Genomic DNA, 16,465 nt, shown 5'->3' with positions numbered 1-16,465 from the left:
TCCGCCCCCGATCTATGAACGATGATGCACCCGCCCTCCTGCAGCGCGAACAGCCGCCCAACGGGCCCCTTGCGGTGCTTCTTCCTTCGAGGTGCCACGTCCGAGAACTGCATGCAATGGGCCGAGTTCCTTGAAAGCAAATATTTGATTGCGGAGCTCTGGGCGCCAGCATCCGGTGGCTCCGCGATTGATATTCGCGGTGCGGCAGCCGATCGACAGCTGCCGCTCACGACTAGCCCTCCCGAGCAAGCAGCCGTGCATCTTGCTCTTGCAGTCGAGCGCAAGCGCAGGCGCAATCGGCTGCCCCTGCGGCGACGCGGTCGATATCTCGACGCGCTGGGTGCGCTTCGCGAGGTTCGGGAACGCCAAGGCAAGCCACAGGTTTGGCGACGTTCCAGACTACTTGAGCGTGCTGTGAGACCCTCGAGACTCGATCGGTCGCTGTGATCACGCGGAATCGTTGCTGCCGCTGGTGATCCAGACCACACGCGCCAGAATTACTTCGAGCGGATAGTCAGCACATGGCTGGCCGCGATGAAATCGAGACAGCCCTACCCCGGCGTTTCGCTTGCGATCCGGTCCAAGCGCAATCGGTGTCGATGATCCGTGAGCAGACGTGCGCCTCCGATAACCGCCGCAAGTGTCCCCAGGCCCGTGCCGCCGGCGATCAGGAACATGATCAGGAGTTGGTATTTCACGGCATCGACCGGTTCGACGCCAGCAAGGATCTGGCCGGTCATCATTCCCGGCAGGGACACAAGACCGATCGCCGCCATTCCGTTGATCGTCGGCATGAAGCCGCTTCGCAAGGCGTCGCGAATCACCGGCAGCAGCGCCTGATACCGCGTAGCTCCCAGCGCGAGACAGGTTTCCACGGCCGCCCGCTCACGCACCAGCCCGTTCGTGAGCACGTCCAAGCCCAGGCTTACCCCGGTCATGGTGTTGCCCAGGATCATCCCCAACAGCGGCAGCGCATAGCGCGGATGATACCAGGGCTCGGGGTGCAACTGGGTCAGAAGCGAAAACATCGTGACGGTAGCGGCAGCGAGCAACGTGCATCCCGCGCCCAAGCCGTAGGTCCAAAAACCCAGCAGTCGCCGCTTCTGCCGCACGGCGATTTCGCGCGATGCGAAGATCACCATTATGAAGGCCGCTAGCGCAGTCCAGAACGGCGAGACGACGGCAAAGAGGAACGTGAGCACATATCCGACGAGCACCAGCTGAACCACCATCCGTATCGTCGCGATGGCGAGTTGTCGTTCTAGCTTGAGGTGAAGCACAAGCGAGAGAATGCCGTCCATGACGACGAGCAGCGCAGGCAGGATGAGATCGCTATAAGCGAGTTGGATATAGGTCAAAGCTGATGCTCCTCGAGCCGACCGCCGCCCATCACAAACAACCGCGATCCGACGCGACGAGCCTGAGCGCTATCGTGAGTGCTCCAGATAGCGCCCGTTCCGCTCAAGACGCGCTCAGCAATGATCGATTCCACGGTCGTGGTCGACGTCGCGTCGAGCGTCGAGGTTGGCTCATCCAGCAGAAGCACCCGCGAACGCAGCATCAGCGCCCGGGCAAGTCCCAGCCGCTGCTTCTCTCCAGTGGAAAGTCTTCGGATGGGCCAGTTTCCGCAATCGGGCGGTAATCCCAATCGCGCGACCAGCGGCACGGCAGCATCCCATGCGGTAAAATGTTCTTGCACCGTATCGGCCCACCAGCCCGGCTCGGCGGCGAGATAGGTCACTTGCTTCCGCCAGAGCGGGGCCGGCACCGCCTCCCTGAGCGTTCCGTCCAGTTTGACCGCTCCCTCGTTCGGGTCGAGATCGGCGATGGCGCGGAGCAGCAGGCTTTTCCCGACTCCGGAAGGCCCCTGCAGGGCAATACATTCGCCATCCTTCAATTCAAAGGAAACAGAGATGTGCAAGCGCGTCAGCGCGCTGACCGTAAGCATAACCGTTCATGACCTTTCAGACGACGCCTTGCACAAGAGGAGGCTGCTCCCTATCCTATCCACACGGGGAAATGCAGTCTCCCCGTTAGACGGTGTTCCGTCCAAGCACTGGCCAGTCCCTTTTTGTCGGAGTGGTTGCATGGACGGTACCAGATTTTCACCTCTTACTGATCACGCTCAAGGATCGCAGCCGGCCACCGCCGGTCAAACCGCGCCCAATCCGCGGGCGACCACTGCGCTCGCTCTCTACTTCTCTCGGCTGGGCGCGCCGATGTATGTCCACGAGAGAGTTACGCTGTTCGCGGTCGCCGAAAGCATCGCTCGGCTGACCGGCTATCGAAACGCCGGTGTCTTCGACGCCAACGAACCCTCGCCTGGACATGTCTTCTTCGTTCCGGACGACACGCTCATGCTCGGTGAGGCGCGGGAGCTCGGTATTCACTCTCCCTGCCAGCTTTATGGCGCGGTTGTGCCCTATCCTTTCGCCAAAACGAAAGCCATCACGCATCAACTGATCAACACGCATGCGACGCGGCCGCATGGTTGGTCGACAGTATTCGCCCAAAATGTGAGCAACGTGGTCCTTCCAGGCTACACCGCCTTCAACATTGATGACGCAAGGGCAGCCGCCATGCGGCTGCTGCCCCTGGGAGCTCTCCGCGCAAAGGAGCCCCTCGGGGACGGCGGCCACGGACAAGCGGTTATCAACACGATTACTGAATTAGATGTCTTCCTCGAGAATCTGCCAACCGAAAAGATCACGCGCCATGGTCTCGTTCTCGAAGCGAACTTACGTCGCGCGACGACGCGAACCGTCGGTTACACAATGATTGGCGATCGGTCGATCGCTTATCACGGCACGCAACGGTCGGTTATCAATAATCACGGAGTTTCGGTCTATGGTGGTTCGCATTTGATCTGCGTGCGCGGCGCCTGGACAGAACTGGAACGCCTGCCGATGGATGCCGAGGCGCGCCTTGCCGTAACGCAGGCTAGAACCTATGACCGCAATGCCAACGAATATCCTGGCTTCTTGGCCTCATGCAGAAACTATGATGTCGGCCAGGGCGTCGACGCGCACGGGCAATGGCGATCAGGGGTGTTTGAGGCCTCGTGGCGGTCGGGTGGTGCAAGTACCGCCGAACTCGCTGCACTGACCGCGTTCGCCGCGGATTCTTCGTTGCGAGTTGTCGACGCGAACTCCGTGAAACATTTTGGAAAGCCACGGAAACCGCCACCCGGAGCCGCAGTCCACTTCTGCGGGAATGATCCCGAGGATGGGCCACTAATGAGATACACCGTGATTACACGAGCGCTCCGCCACGCGGGATAGTTGCAGCAATTCGTTCGCGTGCACTAGACGCCGATCCATCGAAGCTCTGTGCCACGCTCGATAGCCGATGGAATTTCGGTCAACTTCCTCATACACCATTTGCGTAGCCGCTGCCGTGGTGCGAGCGGGCCTGCCGCTGCACTGCGTACGTGCCATATCCCTCTGTGGCTGCATCCTTGGTCTCCCTCGGCATGATCCGTTCTCGTCCTCGCCCCGGCCGTCGATCTTACGGAACACCCGGCTGACCGAGTCGGAGAGGACGCGAACTTCGGCATTCAAAAGTGTACGAGGACTTCTTTAGCGATCTGCTCGGGAGACGGAGATCTTCCGGTCAGTTTCGCCTTCGCATAGTGGTATGCGTACGTCACGATTGACGCCGGTTTGCTCCAACACTTGACCGTGTTCACGTCGATTTCGATAAGTGCAATGCTCGGCGACTCTGGACCATCAGGAAACCAGACGCTGAACCCTTCGCGCCAAAGCTCGTGAATCCTGGCGCGGTCGTCCACGAGTCGGGCGCATCCACTCATCGAAACGAACTCGTAGCGTGACGGCCGGACGTAGGAAACCAGCACGTGACCATTCTCTTCGATTTCATGCAATCGCGGGTTATCCTTGAACGTTAAAAACCAGAGCCTTCCGTCGAAATCGCGCTGGACGCACCCCATGGGGATTGAATCAAGCGACCCGTCTTTTCTGATGCTGACTAGCACCGCAGTATGTTCATGTTTCACCAAATTCCAGATTTCATCGACTTTCTTCCGATCCTCTGCGCTTCGCATTGGAGGTCTCCTGGAGTGCCCCTGCGGTTTACGGTCGCTAAGACGAGCTCGCTACTCGCAAATTGTTGCGCCAGCCTGAACGGCGGTCGTGATTGCAATGATCCGACCGCAGGTCGGCCTGAAATCAACAACGCCTGATACCGCGTACAGCCCATGCCGGACGCGCCGCAAGGAGTCTGTCCCACACAACTCGGGCTTGGGCTCCCACGCGCGTCGCCGTTCTGAGAGCGCTAGTCACCCTCCGGACTGCGCGCCAACCTTTCCGACGAATGACCCGGCCACGACAAGTGTGCCATCAGCGACCGTGAGTGGAAGCGCGGCCAAGCGCCTAGGCGCTGGCCCAAACACGACCTGCGCATTTTGCCGAGGGTCGTACTCGGAGTTGTGGCAAGGACATTTTAGTACCGTCTTGTCACCTTGTTCAGCCTTTACCCACTCCGAGACGGGACATGCGGCGTGGGAGCAAATCGCTGAATAGGCAACGATCCCCTCGACAGCATGCGATTGGGTCGCTTCATCAAGTTCGCTCGGCTCGAGTTTAAGAACCAGGATCTCGTTGAGCCGGGAGCCGTTCCGGACAACTGACGTCTTCGGATCCTTCGGCCAAGCACGTAACGGCGGTCCGCCAAGCTGAAGGTCGCTCGACTTGATAACCTCACCCTCATGTTCTCCTTCGGACACAACGAGCCGGTCACCTTTTTGTGGTCGCTCATCGCTGCCCGGCTGTTCCTCCGCGAGAACGGATTTTGTTGCCAAGCACGCGCCCGTTGCGAGGGCAGTGAGAAGAAGCGAACGTCGCTCTCGGTTATGACTATGCATGTCGTCAGCTCCGTATCGAATGTGAGCATGGATGAAGAAGTTGAGCGCCGCCAACAGGCAGAACGGAAGGCATCGACGACCGAGCGTTGATCACCACCTGCTCCTGTTTCGCTGCCCGAGAGGTTTTTTGTTTTGCACAGCAACGCGCGTTGGCCACAATCATCGACCAAGTTAGAGATGTATCGACTTTCTTCCTCGGTGCTTCTCACTGGAGATCTCCTGGGGGTGCCGCGCGGCTGCTTCTTGCAATTCGCGCTAAACGTAACTGAAATTCGGCTGCTTTCCGTCACTGCTCGCTAAGCTTTGTAATCGTCATAGCTCCGTTCATCTCGGAAGCGGAAAAGACGACTTCGTCTCCCGATCGCACGGCATCAAACAGCAGCCCATCCTGCGCTTTGAACTCTTCGACCTTGCCGTAAGAGATCGCGCCGGCGGCACCTAGATGCATTTCGCGGACCGAAATAGTGCCGGCTACCCCGTCCACCTTTACGACTACTCCTATAACGATTCGTTCCGCTAATGCCTGAGAGCTGATCGCGGCCATCACCGTCGCTACTGCAAGAACAACTTCTACTGCTCTCAATGTCGTCTTCCTGACCGTTAGAGTTGATCGGCACTCAAAGTGGACAGATCGTCAGAGGTCTTCTTCGCTCCGGCCGAGGTGAGCACCCCGCCTCGCATTTCGAAACATCTATCGGCGGCACGCGTCCCGTCACGCTCATGGGTGACAAGCAACAGCGTTCTACCGCGCTCACGAACCGCGCTCGTCAGCAACCCCATGACACGTTTTGCGCTTTCGTCGTCAAGATTCCCAGTCGGCTCGTCAGCCAGGACGAGCGCAGGATCGTTCGCCAATGCTCTGGCAATAGCCACCCTTTGTTGCTCTCCCCCGCTAAGCTGGGCCGGACTGTGGTCACTCCGATCGGCCAAGCCGACGAGATCGAGAAGTCCGCGGGCGCGGCTTTGGTTCGCTCGCCCCAACGCCACCATCGGAAGGAGGACATTCTCCAGCGCGGTCAGCTGCGGGATCAGGTTATAGGCCTGAAAGACCATACCGACCTGCTCCGCCCGGTACTTTGAGGCCCGGCCCGCCGACAAGCGGGCGAGATCGCTTCCGGCCACAACGACTTGGCCCTGGTCGGGACGATCAAGTGCCGCGATGAGGTTGAGGAGCGTGGTTTTGCCCGAACCCGACGGACCGCTGAGCCGCACGAGCTCGCCGTGTCCAATTTCAAGTGACACGTCACGCAGCGCGCCAACGACGGCGCGCTCACGGCGATATGTCTTCGAAACCGAGCGCACCAAGACAAGCGGCTGGCTCACGATGTTTCCTCCGATAGCGTTATTGCGAGGGGCTGCCGCGCAAGCCGGAGCACCGTCGAGACCAAACCGGCGCCGACGGCGGCGATAGCGATCGCTATCATGACGCAGACCACCACCCAATCGATTGTCGGCTCCGTCGGGCCAAGATCGGCCATAAGCGAAGGGATCGCGAACGTTCGCGGCAGCAATGCACGGGCAGCGAGCCCACCAATGGCTACGGCTGTCAATCCAAGGACCAGTCCAAAGATGATAGCGGGAGCGATACCAATCTGAGGCCGAAACCCGAGCGCTACGACCGTGGCATACTGCCGCCGACGCTCGACATAAATGTCGTGCAGAAGGTTCGCTGCGAAGGATCCGGCCAATAACACGGTCGCGATACTCATTGCGGAGAACAATGCGAGCGTCAGGACGAAATCGCGCACCTTACGCTGGTATTGGCTGTATCGTTCCGTGACGAAAATGCCCGGCTCCAGCCGAAAGGCTTCCTGGAGCTTGGCAACGAGAGCCGGTACGTCAGAAGCGCTCCTTGCAACGATAAGTGCATCGGTCAGGCTCTCGCGACCGAAAATGTCTTCGCTCGTCTGGATGTTGACGAAGGCACCGCTCGAGACGAAGGTTGACTCCGGCCTCAATGAGGGCGCTTCGGCCGACCTTGGCGGGGCGCCCCGCAGCTCCAGTTGGTCGAGAATGCCAACGACAGTGAGCTGCAGATCGTTACCGTCCGCCTTCCGAACCGGGAAGGTCCCGCCGACATCTACGCCGAGCGCGCGAGCTGATGCTTGATCGAGCACCGCAACAGCGCGATCGTCCGTCCGCAGGAATCGACCGCGCACGAGTGAAAAGCTGCTCAAACCGCGCTCGACGTCAGGATCTATACCGAAAATGTAAATATTGAGAAAGCTGTCGCCGGAGACGACATTACGAAACAGGGACTGGCGTTTAACGACCTCGTTGCCAGCCGCTGCCATTTCTAGCTCGGCGGGATCGATGAGGGGTTCATAGACGGGGATTGTGAGCGGCGGCAAATGCCCGCTACGCGGGGTTTCAAACAGAGCCCGGTTGAAGCGACTCTTCACCTCAACGACGTCGGGCCGATCCTGGCGGATAGCCCTAGCCAATGTGTTTCGGGCCCCCTCGACCACCATCAGCGACGCAGCGACCGTCGCGCTGGTAGCAGCGAGAACGATGGCCGCAGCAAGCGCTTCGACGAAGCGGCGGCCGAAGCCTCCGAAGGTGAGCTTCACCCATATCATGCGGACACCCGAAGGAGCTGGGCGGGCGCTTGTGCGAGTGGCCAAAGCAGCACGGGAAGGGCTGCAATACTCGCAACCACAAGCGCAACCCCGGCGGCAAAAACGAACGCTGAAGCGCTTCGAGCGAATGGCAGAATGCTCACCGCCGCTGCGGCGATCAGTATGCCTGCGGCAAGTACAGTGTACAGTCGTATAGCGAAATAGAGCAGGACTTTTGGGGGCGAAAAGCCAACGGCCTGCAAGATCCCAAGTTCGCGCCAACGTGCCAGCACCAACTGGATCTGCAGACCGGCTGCTCCGGCCGCCACGAGTACAAGCAGGAGTAGGATGAAGAACGACCCCCCTGTTTCCAACTTCTTCTGCTCTTGCAGTGCCGCTTTGAAATTGTTTCGCTCCGGCACTCTTAGGCAGAAGGAGGCTTCACTAGCAGCGCCGCAGTCATGCTTGAGACCGCGCTGATCGAGCAAGGATATCGCTTCGCCTTCGACCGCGGGCACTGCCCGAATTGAGTTCGCCCGCACGACCAGTTCCTTGGGTACGGCCTCCTTGGGTGATATGCCGCGAGCAGCCAATTGCTCGCCAACGAATCCGAGAAATTCCTTGACGAGCTGTTCGTTCAAAAGGATGGGCAACGTGGTTGCCACGCCCTCCGGCGCATCCGGCCGGCGGACTGTGAGGACTTCGCTGCCGCGCGCAGCAAGGCGCCAAAATGGCTCAAATCGACCTTGATCTGGCCCCAAGAGCTCGAAAGTCCCGACCACGCGTAGCTTCTCGTAGCGTCGAACAATTGGTGGATTTGCATTCACATACGTCAGATCCACGGTCGCGTCGGCGCCAGGTCGAATTCCGACGTAGTCAGTGACGTCGGAGGGGATTACGACCTCGTTGCGATCAGGCGGGCGCACCGCGCCAGATGTCAAAAGCAGGGGCGCTCCGAGAACTGCCGTGGGCGCCTTCGGATTGAGATCATGGAAATTTACATAATAGTCCCGCACGGGATCGAATGACCGATCGACGCCCAGCACAGTTGTCCGGGCACCGAGAGACTCCTGCTGTTTCTCGTTTTCGAAGACCACAAAAGAGGTGTCGGCCACGAGGCCGAGTTGCGTCCCATTATAGGGAGCATCGACTGACTGCACGCCGGCAATCGAACGTAGCGGCTGAACAAGATTCGCGACTTCGCCCGTGGCTCCGCTGCCGAGCTCAATAACAAACGTCGCCGCTCCGGAAGCCTCATAGCCGGTCAGGAGCTCAGCCCGTCGAAGACCTATCTGTCCCACAAAGAACGTGACTGCGATCAGTGCGAGTGCGATCGCCAGCGCGGTCACCAGTGACCGCAACCACGCTCTTTTCAGATCGACAAAGGCGAGCCAAATCAGCCCGCGATACACGATCACGCCTACCTCAGTTCGCGCTCGATATCTTCGTGGAGCTCGCCGATCATGCCGGAAACGGTTGACTTCACCTTGGCGGCAGGCGCGCCGCTCTTGAGCTGTTTGTCCAGCGAATCGAACAGCAACTGCTGCTCGCGAGCCTCACGTGCTGAAATCCTCGGCGCCACGCCATTCCACTCCGCACGGGCTTCCCTAAAGCGGGTCTGAGCTTCAGCCGAGTTGCCTGACGCGTAGGCCGTATCGACCGCGCGCAACGAGCTCACGATCCGATCCACCGATCCCGCACCGTGGGACCTCTTCTGAGCGACTGCGGCGCCGCTCCAGCCAGCACTGTCAATTCCGAGGCCGATCGTCACCACGCCGGCCGCCAACATTAAGCTAATCCATTTTGGGGCAGTTCTCATCGCATCCTCCTGTAAGATACCGGTCTGTACAGAGTGCTCCAGCCCGCATCTTTCATTCGTCAAGCCGCTGCGAAACAGTCGAAAACTTTTTTCCCTGCAAGAGAACGACCGTGGCCTCCGGACGCCCGTCCTTCAGCTCGGGCGCCGCACTGACAACGAGCACCTCCGTAGCTTCCCCTTTGGCCTTTCCTTTCGCCTTAGTCGCAGCATCCGCTAGCTTGACCTTTGCCCGATCCATTGCAGCCTTCTGCGATTTAGCGTGGGCAAGATCCTCGCCCTCGGTAATCGGCTCGACCTTGGCGATAGTCCCGGTCATATGATCGACAATGACTTCGAAATACTTTCCTTCTTTCGCGGTATAGATGGAGAGCTGGAGCTTGCCCTCGTCCATCTCGTATTTGCCGGAAATCGGTTGCCCCTCCCGTTCGCTTGCGGTGAACCCCTGCTGCAAGCTTACCTTTGCGCCACTCAATGCGTTTGCTAGCTCGGCCTGTTCCTGGTCCGGGCCAATCGCAAGAGCCGATCGATGGCCGGCAAATGATGTTGCAAAAGCAACGATGACGAAGCCACAGGCGGACGCCCGTAGTATTTGTCGCCTAGTCATGATGAACCTCCTCCGCTGATCGAGACCCGGTCAGACTGCCGCGCGCAGCGCGGTCTGGTCGAGCGGTCTGGTGGCGCAATCCCACGCCGTTCCAGGTGCCGCGATGGGTTCCCGCCGATTCGACGGCTTGAGATCGCTCCAGAAACGGCCCGATGCTTCGATCCGCGATTCGATCTTGGTCGTGTTTCAGCACCGCCACCACTGAAGACTTCCTGAAATCCCTGTCAGGGAGGCTGCGGCAGCAAGGAACCGGTCTATAATGCGCATGCTGGAGCAGCTCTTGAGGCGGAGCACATCGTGCGCATCCTGATCATTGAGGACGAAATTAAGGTCGCGAACGCCCTCCGCGAAGGTCTTGAAAAAGAGCACTACGACGTCACGGTCGCGGGGACCGGAGAAGAAGGCTTTTTCCTCGCGAGCCAGCGTTCTTTCGATCTTCTGTTGCTCGATCTTATGCTGCCGCGCCGTGATGGTATCGATGTGCTTGCGACGTTGCGCAAGTGCGGCAATCAGACCCCGATATTAGTCGTTACGGCGAAGGACGCGGTGGAGGACCGGGTGATTGGCCTCGATCAAGGCGCGGACGACTACCTGACCAAGCCATTTGCATTCTCCGAGCTGCTTGCGCGCATCCGGGCACTGCTCCGCCGCGGGCGCATGGACCAGATCCTGAAGCTACAGCACGAGGATCTTGAGATGGATCTCATCACGCACAAGGTCTCCAGGGGAGCCCAGTCTCTTGACCTCACCACGAAGGAATTCGACCTACTCGAATACCTGTTGCGCCACAGCGGCCGCGTTGTATCGCGGGAGATGCTGGCACACGACGTATGGCACGCGACGGCCAGGGCTACACCACTCGACAACGTCATCGACGTGACGATCGCGCGGCTGCGTCGCAAGATCGACGAACGCTACGAAACAAAGCTGCTGCACACGGTCCGCGGCCTTGGATACCTTCTGAGCGGGAGGCAAGGATGAGATTCCGACCGCCAAGCGTGCGCGCGCGGCTTACGCTCTGGCACGCTGGCGTGCTGACGCTTATCGTGTGTATCTTTTCCGCAGGCATTCTGCTTTTCGTCGAGGCTCGCCTCTACGCCGCGTTGGACGCGCAGCTCGGCCAAGAGATCGCCACTATCGGTAAGGTCTATCGCGAGGAACCGGACGAATTAAACGATTTAGCCCCCGAGTGGGGCATCACATTGTTTCAGCTGGACGGCGGCGGCGTCCACCGGCAGAGCGAGGCATGGGAACGAGAAGGACTGTCACGCGCGCTGCAAACGGGCGGCGCTGCATCGCCAGTGTCCTGGACGACGCCGGAGGGGCATCACTATCGCGTCGACAGCATCTCTGAATCTTCCTATCGTGTGGCCGCCGCACTTGACGAAACCTCCCTGCGGAACACGGTGTGGACGCTCGCAGTCATTCTCGCGGCGGGTATTCCCTTCGCTGCCGGCCTGGCGATCGCGGGTGGCTACTTCCTTGCCGGCCGCGTACTCTCTCCAGTTGGCGCCATGGCGCAAAAGGCTCGGGAAATCACAGCGGAATCACTCGCCAAACGGCTCCCGGTCGATAACGCCCAGGATGAGTTCGGGCGGCTCGCCACAGTATTCAACGACACGCTATCCCGCCTGCAAGATGCGTTCGAACGATTGCGCCGTTTCACCGCCGATGCTTCCCACGAACTGCGCACCCCTCTCACCGCGATGCGCAGCGTGGGAGAAGTGGCGCTGCAGAGCACCCTTGATCCGGTTGCGTATCGCGATGCTATTGGCAGCATGCTGGAGGAGGTAGACAGGCTCACGCACCTCGTCGAGGGCCTTCTGATGCTCACGCGCGCGGACTCGGGAAAACTCCAGCTGGCCCCAGAGGCCCTGGATCTCGGACGGCTGGTGGGACATGTCATCGATCAGCTACGCGTGCTCGCCGATGAAAAGCACCAAGAGCTCACGCTGCGAGCTCCGATCCGTGTCAACGCTATCGGAGACGCCGCGCTCATCCGGCATGCGCTGATGAATCTGATACACAATGCGATAAAATACACCCCAAATGGCGGCATCATCAGCGTCGAAGTGAACGTGACCGGCGGCCGGGCCATGATCGAGGTACGAGACACGGGACCGGGGATTCCTGCCGCGCACCGGGATCGCATTTTTGATCGCTTCTATCGCGTCGACACGAGCCGCTCCAGGGAAGAAGGCGGGGTCGGACTGGGGCTCGCTATCGCTCGCTGGGCAGTTGAGGCGAACGGCGGCCAACTCGAACTCGCAAGCGGTGGAACCGACGGAAGCTCGTTTCGGCTCATTCTACCGGCTCCGCATGATTCATCAGCGGCCGGCGGGCATCGACAGGTATATGAGCCACGAGGGCGAAGGCAAGAAGTCGGATCATCGTGAAGCTGGGCCGCGGTGGCCTGCGCCTGCAGTCACGCAATCAAATACCTTCAACTGCGCCGGTCCGCGCGCCTGACGACTGCGGCCACTCGATTCGCGACGGCCAGTGTCGCAACCTCATCTGTCTCCAAGGCAATCTTCTGGGCAAGCATGACGTCGCCTGGGACCAGATAACCCTCGGGAGCGAAGCACAAGAATGGTCCGAAACGCCCTTCGAGATCGATTTCCCGCACGTTGGCAACAGACCCGTACTGGACTCGGTACCGCCTCCGCGTCGCGCAGCCGACGACGTCAAAGTAGCCCTGCTCTTCAAACTGTGTCCTCTGAGCTGGCGTTAGCCATTGGCGCAGAAGCGTCCGCCCTTTCGCTTCGGGTGAACTCTCGCTGACAAAGGCGTGATAGAGTTGCCGCAGCGCACGAAGTCTTGAAATTTGAGCTGCACATCTGCGGAAGAGAGACACGGTGACCGCCCTTCTAGCCACCCTTAAGCCGCCGGAAGAAAAGCGTTTCCGTTGCCTTGGGATCAAACGAGAGAACCCGTACCGATTCACCTGCCGCAGTCCGCACTGCGGCTGTAAACCCTTTGCTGGTCAAGTCTCTGAAGCGCCTCTCCGCCTTCACCAGCGCTTCACTATCATCACCATCGAATTCGTAGCGGGAGTGGCCGGTGTGATCCATTACAATTTGGGTCGCCATAAAACGCTCCTGGACTTACGGACAAATCGGTTGCGGATGGGCTCAGACTTCGCTGGTCATCCCTCGTGCGGCTTCAATTCCCGGATATACCTGATGATTGTGTCGATCTGCGCGTCGCTGAACATCGTGCCGAACGCGGGCATCGCCCCCGGCTTGCCATTCTTGATCCGGTTGCGAATGAACTCGTCATCTCGCTTTGTATCCATGAGCTGCGGCCCCTTACCGGCAGCGCGCCCGCCGTCGGAATGACACCACCCGCACGTCGTTGCGAACAACTGGTGGACATCGAGTGGTGCATTGTCCGGCGCGGCGGCCGCAGACTGCGCATGAGCCGGCGTTGCGCATCCCAGTGAGGCGGCCAGGACCGTGGGGACCAAACTCATAACGCCATAGTTCAATTTCATGATCCCTAACTCCATTTCGACGAGGTACCCTCCTGCCCTATCGTAATTGTTATTTCACCATCACCCACGCCGGTTGCAGCAGAGGATAGCCGATGAGGCCCACGACTGCCGTTGCCGCGATCAAAACCGGATTGCTAATCTTCCAGCGGAACAGCACTGCAAGAGACACGATACCGATCGCCGCCGTCAGCCAATCACCGATCGCAATCTTTCCAAGCAGGATACAGGCGCCCAAAATCGTGCCGATCGCCGCGGCATAGGCGCCCTTAACGAAACCTTGGACGTTCGCGTTATCGCGGTGGCGAGCCAGCAGAGGCGCTACGATCAGCACGAGCAGAAACGACGGGAGAAAGATGCCGATCGTCGAAACCAGCGCACCCCAGAATCCCGCCACCAGATAACCCACGAAGGTGGCGGTGATCACGACAGGTCCCGGACTGATCATCCCGATCGCAACTGCGATCAGGAATTGCCGCTGATCGAGCCAGTTATATTGCTGCACCAGCCCCTGCTCGAGAAACGGCACGATGACAAGTCCGCTGCCGAAGGTGAGCGAGCCAGCTTTGAGGAAGAACAGTAGAAGCTTACCTAACGTCGAGGCCGTTGCGACCGGCGCGATCGGCGCCGTTGCCGCCGGTATGACCACTATTCCCGGCAAGGTCGCGGGCGTCCGTTTGAAGATGCTACCATAGTAGAGAATCCCGACAATCCCGGCGCCGATAAACAACAGCGCGACCTCGGCCTGAAGAATGACCGTGACCGCAAGGCAGACCGCCGCAATCGCCCATTGCAGCCAGTCTTCCATGCCGAGCTTCGCCAAGCGATAGCAGGAGTGCAGGATGAGTGCGATCACGGCTGGGCTGACGCCGTAGAAGATCGCCGTCACCGGTTGAAGATCGCCGAGATAGACGTAGAGTGCACCAAGCGCTGCCACGATGACGAAGTTGGGCAGGATGAAGCACCAGCCGCCAAGCCACGCGCCCCAAAACCCGCAGCGCAGCCAGGCGACGTAGACGCCGACCTGGATCGCGAGCGGCCCGGGAAGGGATTGGCAGATGGCGATGGATTCGCGCATCTGCTCCTTGCTGAGCCACTTTTTCTCGTTGACCAGCTCCCGCTCCATCTGCCCTACGAGCGCGACCGGGCCGCCGAAGCCGAGAAAGCCGAGGCGCAGGAAATAGAGCGCAAGCTCTGTCATGCTGTTGTGCTTGGGCTCTGTCGTCGTGGCCATGTCGAGCTCCTTCAAGGCTTAGCTGAACCGGCCACTGGCAGAACGGCTTGACTGATGCTGCTGGGGAGCGGAAGTGGGCGTTCGACCCTCGCCACAAAAGGCAGAACCAGGAAAAAGTGGGCGAAATAGTATGCGGCTCCGATCCGGCTCATGATCAGCCATGTGCCTTCAGGTGGTTGTCCGCCGGCATAGGTCAGCAACACGCAATCCGCGACCAGGACCCAAAAGAACACCTTGAACATAGGCCTGAACCGCCCTGAGCGAACCGGGCTGGTGTCCAGCCATGGTAATGCGAACAGAACAAGGATCGAGGTCAGCATGGCGACGACGCCGACAAGCTTGTTCGGGATCGATCGGAGGATCGCGTAGTAGGGGAGGAGATACCACTCAGGCACAATATGAGCCGGCGTAGCTCCAGGATTAGCCGGAATGTAATTGTCAGGATTGAGCAAAGTTCCTGGCTCGTAAAAAGCGAACCAGCTGAAGACAAGAAGGAGGACGACGAAACCGAGCAAATCCTTCACGGTGTAGTAGGGATGGAATGGGATCGTGTCGCCCTCATACTTCGTATCGATGCCGGTCGGATTGTTAGAGCCGAAGCGGTGCAGTGCGACCAGATGTAGGCCTGCAACTGCGACGATTAAGAACGGCAAAAGATAATGCAACGCGTAGAAGCGATTGAGCGTGGGATCTCCCACCGTGAATCCGCCCCACAGCCAAGTCACGATGCTGTTTCCGACGACCGGAATGGCGGAAAACAAGTTGGTGATAACGGTAGCGCCCCAAAAGCTCATCTGCCCCCACGGCAAGGTGTAGCCAAAGAACGCGGTAGCCATCATCAGCAGCAGTATGATCACCCCTAGCCACCAAAGCAGCTCTCGGGGCGCCTTATAGGACCCGTAATAGAGGCCACGAAAGATGTGGATATAGACCACGGCGAAGAACATCGATGCACCCGTGGTGTGAATGTATCGGATGAGCCACCCGTAATTCACGTCGCGCATGATGTGCTCGACAGACTTGAATGCGCCATCGCCTGTCGGAACATAGTGCATGGCGAGCACGATTCCGCTGGCGATCATGATCAGCAGCACGATGCCTGCCAGCGAACCGAAATTCCAAAGGTAGTTCAGGTTTCGCGGCGTCGGATATGTGTTCAGCTCATGATCTAAGAATGTGAAAATGGGAAGTCGGTAGTCGATCCAACGAATGAGCGGATTCGAAAAATCGGCCTTATCTCGCGAGATCTTTTCCGCGATTTGCGATGACATCTGCATCCTCACTGGGGATCGGAGATTGGTTGGAGAATGCCGTCCAGCGGTGATCCCAGTCCGGCTGGTGTCAGGGTGAAAGTGTTGCCAGACAGCGTCACGTCATAGCATCCGTCGTCTGACTCCTGGAGGTAGAGACAAAGCTGATCCTTATCGATCACCCACTTGCCGCGCTTCTTCACTCCCATCGCAAAACTTCTCAGCGTCCCATCACGCTCGTAGGCAAAGCGATAATGGACCTCGTCAGTGAGTTGCATCCCCGTGAATTTTGCCCGGATTTGCGCGCCCGACAATTTGCGCAGAGTTTCCGCGGCGACAAAGCCGGCATCGAAGGCAACCAAGCCCGCGATGCCGGAAGTGAGTGCCGCGATCAGGCACCTCACAGGGAGTTCTCTCAATGCTGTCGCCCTTACTTTTTGCAGGACTTCAGACACATCTGATACTCGCTCTTGCAGGTTGGCCCAGCGTAGTTCTTCATACACGCAGCCCGCTGCTCGGCGCAGACCTTGCACGTCTGCGCCCAGGCCACGCGATCGACAGCAGAGAGACCCGCCAGCACTGATAAGGTGAGAACGATCTTCTTCATCCTGATTTTTCTCCTGAAGCC

The 16,465-nt window shown here is 59.3% G+C and carries 20 protein-coding genes; 3 read left to right on the top strand and 17 right to left on the bottom strand.

Going from position 1 to position 16,465, the window contains the following annotated elements; translation table 11 throughout:
* Positions 1–551: 551 nt before the first annotated feature.
* Together P6U23_RS09040 and P6U23_RS09035 are read right to left on the bottom strand one after the other, a co-directional pair.
* Complete coding sequence (locus tag P6U23_RS09040; RefSeq protein ID WP_407179213.1) at positions 552–1,358, bottom strand: ABC transporter permease; 807 nt, start codon at positions 1,356–1,358, stop codon at positions 552–554.
* Positions 1,355–1,948 (bottom strand): ATP-binding cassette domain-containing protein, encoded by a 594-nt coding sequence (locus tag P6U23_RS09035; RefSeq protein WP_407179212.1) that lies wholly within the window; start codon positions 1,946–1,948, stop codon positions 1,355–1,357. Before P6U23_RS09035 ends, P6U23_RS09040 begins: the two co-directional genes overlap by 4 nt.
* Before the next feature lie 139 nt (positions 1,949–2,087).
* On the opposite strand from P6U23_RS09035, the gene P6U23_RS09030 reads away from it, so the two are divergent.
* Entirely contained in the window at positions 2,088–3,281 is a 1,194-nt protein-coding gene (locus tag P6U23_RS09030; RefSeq protein ID WP_407179211.1) for a DUF3182 family protein, read from the top strand.
* Positions 3,282–3,556: 275 nt separating this feature from the next.
* Here the strand turns inward: P6U23_RS09030 and P6U23_RS09025 are convergent, their stop codons facing one another.
* The 8 genes from P6U23_RS09025 to P6U23_RS08990 all read right to left on the bottom strand — a co-directional run bounded on the left by P6U23_RS09025 (position 3,557) and on the right by P6U23_RS08990 (position 9,863).
* Positions 3,557–4,063: a pyridoxamine 5'-phosphate oxidase family protein gene (locus P6U23_RS09025; protein ID WP_407179210.1), complete on the bottom strand. Its 507-nt coding sequence runs from the start codon at positions 4,061–4,063 to the stop codon at positions 3,557–3,559.
* A gap of 234 nt (positions 4,064–4,297) precedes the next feature.
* Positions 4,298–4,882 carry a ubiquinol-cytochrome c reductase iron-sulfur subunit gene (locus P6U23_RS09020; RefSeq protein WP_407179208.1) on the bottom strand — a complete coding sequence of 195 codons (585 nt, stop codon included), beginning with the start codon at positions 4,880–4,882 and terminating at the stop codon, positions 4,298–4,300.
* A gap of 286 nt (positions 4,883–5,168) precedes the next feature.
* On the bottom strand, positions 5,169–5,465 hold the full coding sequence (locus P6U23_RS09015) for a hypothetical protein (protein WP_407179206.1): 297 nt from the start codon (positions 5,463–5,465) through the stop codon (positions 5,169–5,171).
* 17 nt (positions 5,466–5,482) lie between these two features.
* Positions 5,483–6,205 (bottom strand): ABC transporter ATP-binding protein, encoded by a 723-nt coding sequence (locus tag P6U23_RS09010; protein WP_407179205.1) that lies wholly within the window; start codon positions 6,203–6,205, stop codon positions 5,483–5,485.
* Positions 6,202–7,452: an ABC transporter permease gene (locus tag P6U23_RS09005; RefSeq protein WP_407179203.1), complete on the bottom strand. Its 1,251-nt coding sequence runs from the start codon at positions 7,450–7,452 to the stop codon at positions 6,202–6,204. The genes P6U23_RS09010 and P6U23_RS09005 overlap by 4 nt, the downstream gene beginning before the upstream one ends.
* Positions 7,453–7,457: 5 nt before the next feature.
* The gene (locus P6U23_RS09000) at positions 7,458–8,858 is read right to left on the bottom strand and encodes a hypothetical protein (RefSeq protein ID WP_407179201.1); all 1,401 of its coding nucleotides are present in this window, start codon (positions 8,856–8,858) and stop codon (positions 7,458–7,460) included.
* 2 nt (positions 8,859–8,860) lie between these two features.
* On the bottom strand, positions 8,861–9,229 hold the full coding sequence (locus P6U23_RS08995; RefSeq protein ID WP_407179199.1) for a hypothetical protein: 369 nt from the start codon (positions 9,227–9,229) through the stop codon (positions 8,861–8,863).
* Between the two features lie 82 nt (positions 9,230–9,311).
* Entirely contained in the window at positions 9,312–9,863 is a 552-nt protein-coding gene (locus P6U23_RS08990) for a hypothetical protein (protein WP_407179198.1), read from the bottom strand.
* A 297-nt stretch (positions 9,864–10,160) separates the two neighbouring features.
* Here P6U23_RS08990 and P6U23_RS08985 point away from each other — a divergent pair, with 297 nt between their 5' ends.
* Positions 10,161–10,844: a response regulator transcription factor gene (locus tag P6U23_RS08985; protein ID WP_407179196.1), complete on the top strand. Its 684-nt coding sequence runs from the start codon at positions 10,161–10,163 to the stop codon at positions 10,842–10,844.
* A 50-nt stretch (positions 10,845–10,894) separates the two neighbouring features.
* The gene (locus tag P6U23_RS08980) at positions 10,895–12,259 is read left to right on the top strand and encodes a sensor histidine kinase (protein ID WP_407179195.1); all 1,365 of its coding nucleotides are present in this window, start codon (positions 10,895–10,897) and stop codon (positions 12,257–12,259) included.
* A 47-nt stretch (positions 12,260–12,306) separates the two neighbouring features.
* On the opposite strand, the gene P6U23_RS08975 is transcribed toward P6U23_RS08980, so the two are convergent.
* From P6U23_RS08975 to P6U23_RS08945, 7 genes are read right to left on the bottom strand one after another with little or no spacing between them, the layout of a single operon-like run.
* Positions 12,307–12,717: a hypothetical protein gene (locus P6U23_RS08975; RefSeq protein ID WP_407179194.1), complete on the bottom strand. Its 411-nt coding sequence runs from the start codon at positions 12,715–12,717 to the stop codon at positions 12,307–12,309.
* Between the two features lie 13 nt (positions 12,718–12,730).
* On the bottom strand, positions 12,731–12,952 hold the full coding sequence (locus tag P6U23_RS08970; protein ID WP_407179193.1) for a hypothetical protein: 222 nt from the start codon (positions 12,950–12,952) through the stop codon (positions 12,731–12,733).
* A gap of 56 nt (positions 12,953–13,008) precedes the next feature.
* Positions 13,009–13,356 (bottom strand): c-type cytochrome, encoded by a 348-nt coding sequence (locus tag P6U23_RS08965; RefSeq protein WP_407179191.1) that lies wholly within the window; start codon positions 13,354–13,356, stop codon positions 13,009–13,011.
* Positions 13,357–13,405: 49 nt separating this feature from the next.
* Positions 13,406–14,587, bottom strand: coding sequence for a chromate efflux transporter (gene chrA, locus P6U23_RS08960; RefSeq protein ID WP_407179190.1), 1,182 nt, complete (start codon positions 14,585–14,587; stop codon positions 13,406–13,408).
* An 11-nt stretch (positions 14,588–14,598) separates the two neighbouring features.
* Positions 14,599–15,858, bottom strand: coding sequence for a cytochrome bc complex cytochrome b subunit (locus P6U23_RS08955; protein ID WP_407179188.1), 1,260 nt, complete (start codon positions 15,856–15,858; stop codon positions 14,599–14,601).
* Between the two features lie 8 nt (positions 15,859–15,866).
* The gene (locus P6U23_RS08950) at positions 15,867–16,292 is read right to left on the bottom strand and encodes a hypothetical protein (RefSeq protein WP_407179186.1); all 426 of its coding nucleotides are present in this window, start codon (positions 16,290–16,292) and stop codon (positions 15,867–15,869) included.
* Complete coding sequence (locus tag P6U23_RS08945; protein ID WP_407179185.1) at positions 16,268–16,444, bottom strand: hypothetical protein; 177 nt, start codon at positions 16,442–16,444, stop codon at positions 16,268–16,270. Before P6U23_RS08945 ends, P6U23_RS08950 begins: the two co-directional genes overlap by 25 nt.
* Positions 16,445–16,465 lie beyond the last annotated feature (21 nt).

Source organism: Bradyrhizobium sp. STM 3562 (genome assembly GCF_045571435.1).
Taxonomy (GTDB): Bacteria; Pseudomonadota; Alphaproteobacteria; order Rhizobiales; family Xanthobacteraceae; genus Bradyrhizobium.
The sequence above is the reverse complement of the archived record's forward strand: the minus strand, read 5'-3'. Positions and strand labels throughout refer to the sequence as shown.

What these genes read in the sequence shown, in the direction of transcription:
- P6U23_RS08945 (WP_407179185.1), bottom strand. Translation starts at nt 16,444, where the DNA reads ATGAAGAAGATCGTTCTCACCTTATCAGTGCTGGCGGGTCTCTCTGCT.
- P6U23_RS08965 (WP_407179191.1), bottom strand. Translation starts at nt 13,356, where the DNA reads ATGAAATTGAACTATGGCGTTATGAGTTTGGTCCCCACGGTCCTGGCC.
- P6U23_RS08955 (WP_407179188.1), bottom strand. Translation starts at nt 15,858, where the DNA reads ATGTCATCGCAAATCGCGGAAAAGATCTCGCGAGATAAGGCCGATTTT.
- P6U23_RS09030 (WP_407179211.1), top strand. Translation starts at nt 2,088, where the DNA reads ATGGACGGTACCAGATTTTCACCTCTTACTGATCACGCTCAAGGATCG.
- P6U23_RS09020 (WP_407179208.1), bottom strand. Translation starts at nt 4,882, where the DNA reads ATGCATAGTCATAACCGAGAGCGACGTTCGCTTCTTCTCACTGCCCTC.
- P6U23_RS09025 (WP_407179210.1), bottom strand. Translation starts at nt 4,063, where the DNA reads ATGCGAAGCGCAGAGGATCGGAAGAAAGTCGATGAAATCTGGAATTTG.
- P6U23_RS08995 (WP_407179199.1), bottom strand. Translation starts at nt 9,229, where the DNA reads ATGTTGGCGGCCGGCGTGGTGACGATCGGCCTCGGAATTGACAGTGCT.
- P6U23_RS09035 (WP_407179212.1), bottom strand. Translation starts at nt 1,948, where the DNA reads ATGCTTACGGTCAGCGCGCTGACGCGCTTGCACATCTCTGTTTCCTTT.
- P6U23_RS08970 (WP_407179193.1), bottom strand. Translation starts at nt 12,952, where the DNA reads ATGGCGACCCAAATTGTAATGGATCACACCGGCCACTCCCGCTACGAA.
- P6U23_RS08990 (WP_407179198.1), bottom strand. Translation starts at nt 9,863, where the DNA reads ATGACTAGGCGACAAATACTACGGGCGTCCGCCTGTGGCTTCGTCATC.
- chrA (WP_407179190.1), bottom strand. Translation starts at nt 14,587, where the DNA reads ATGGCCACGACGACAGAGCCCAAGCACAACAGCATGACAGAGCTTGCG.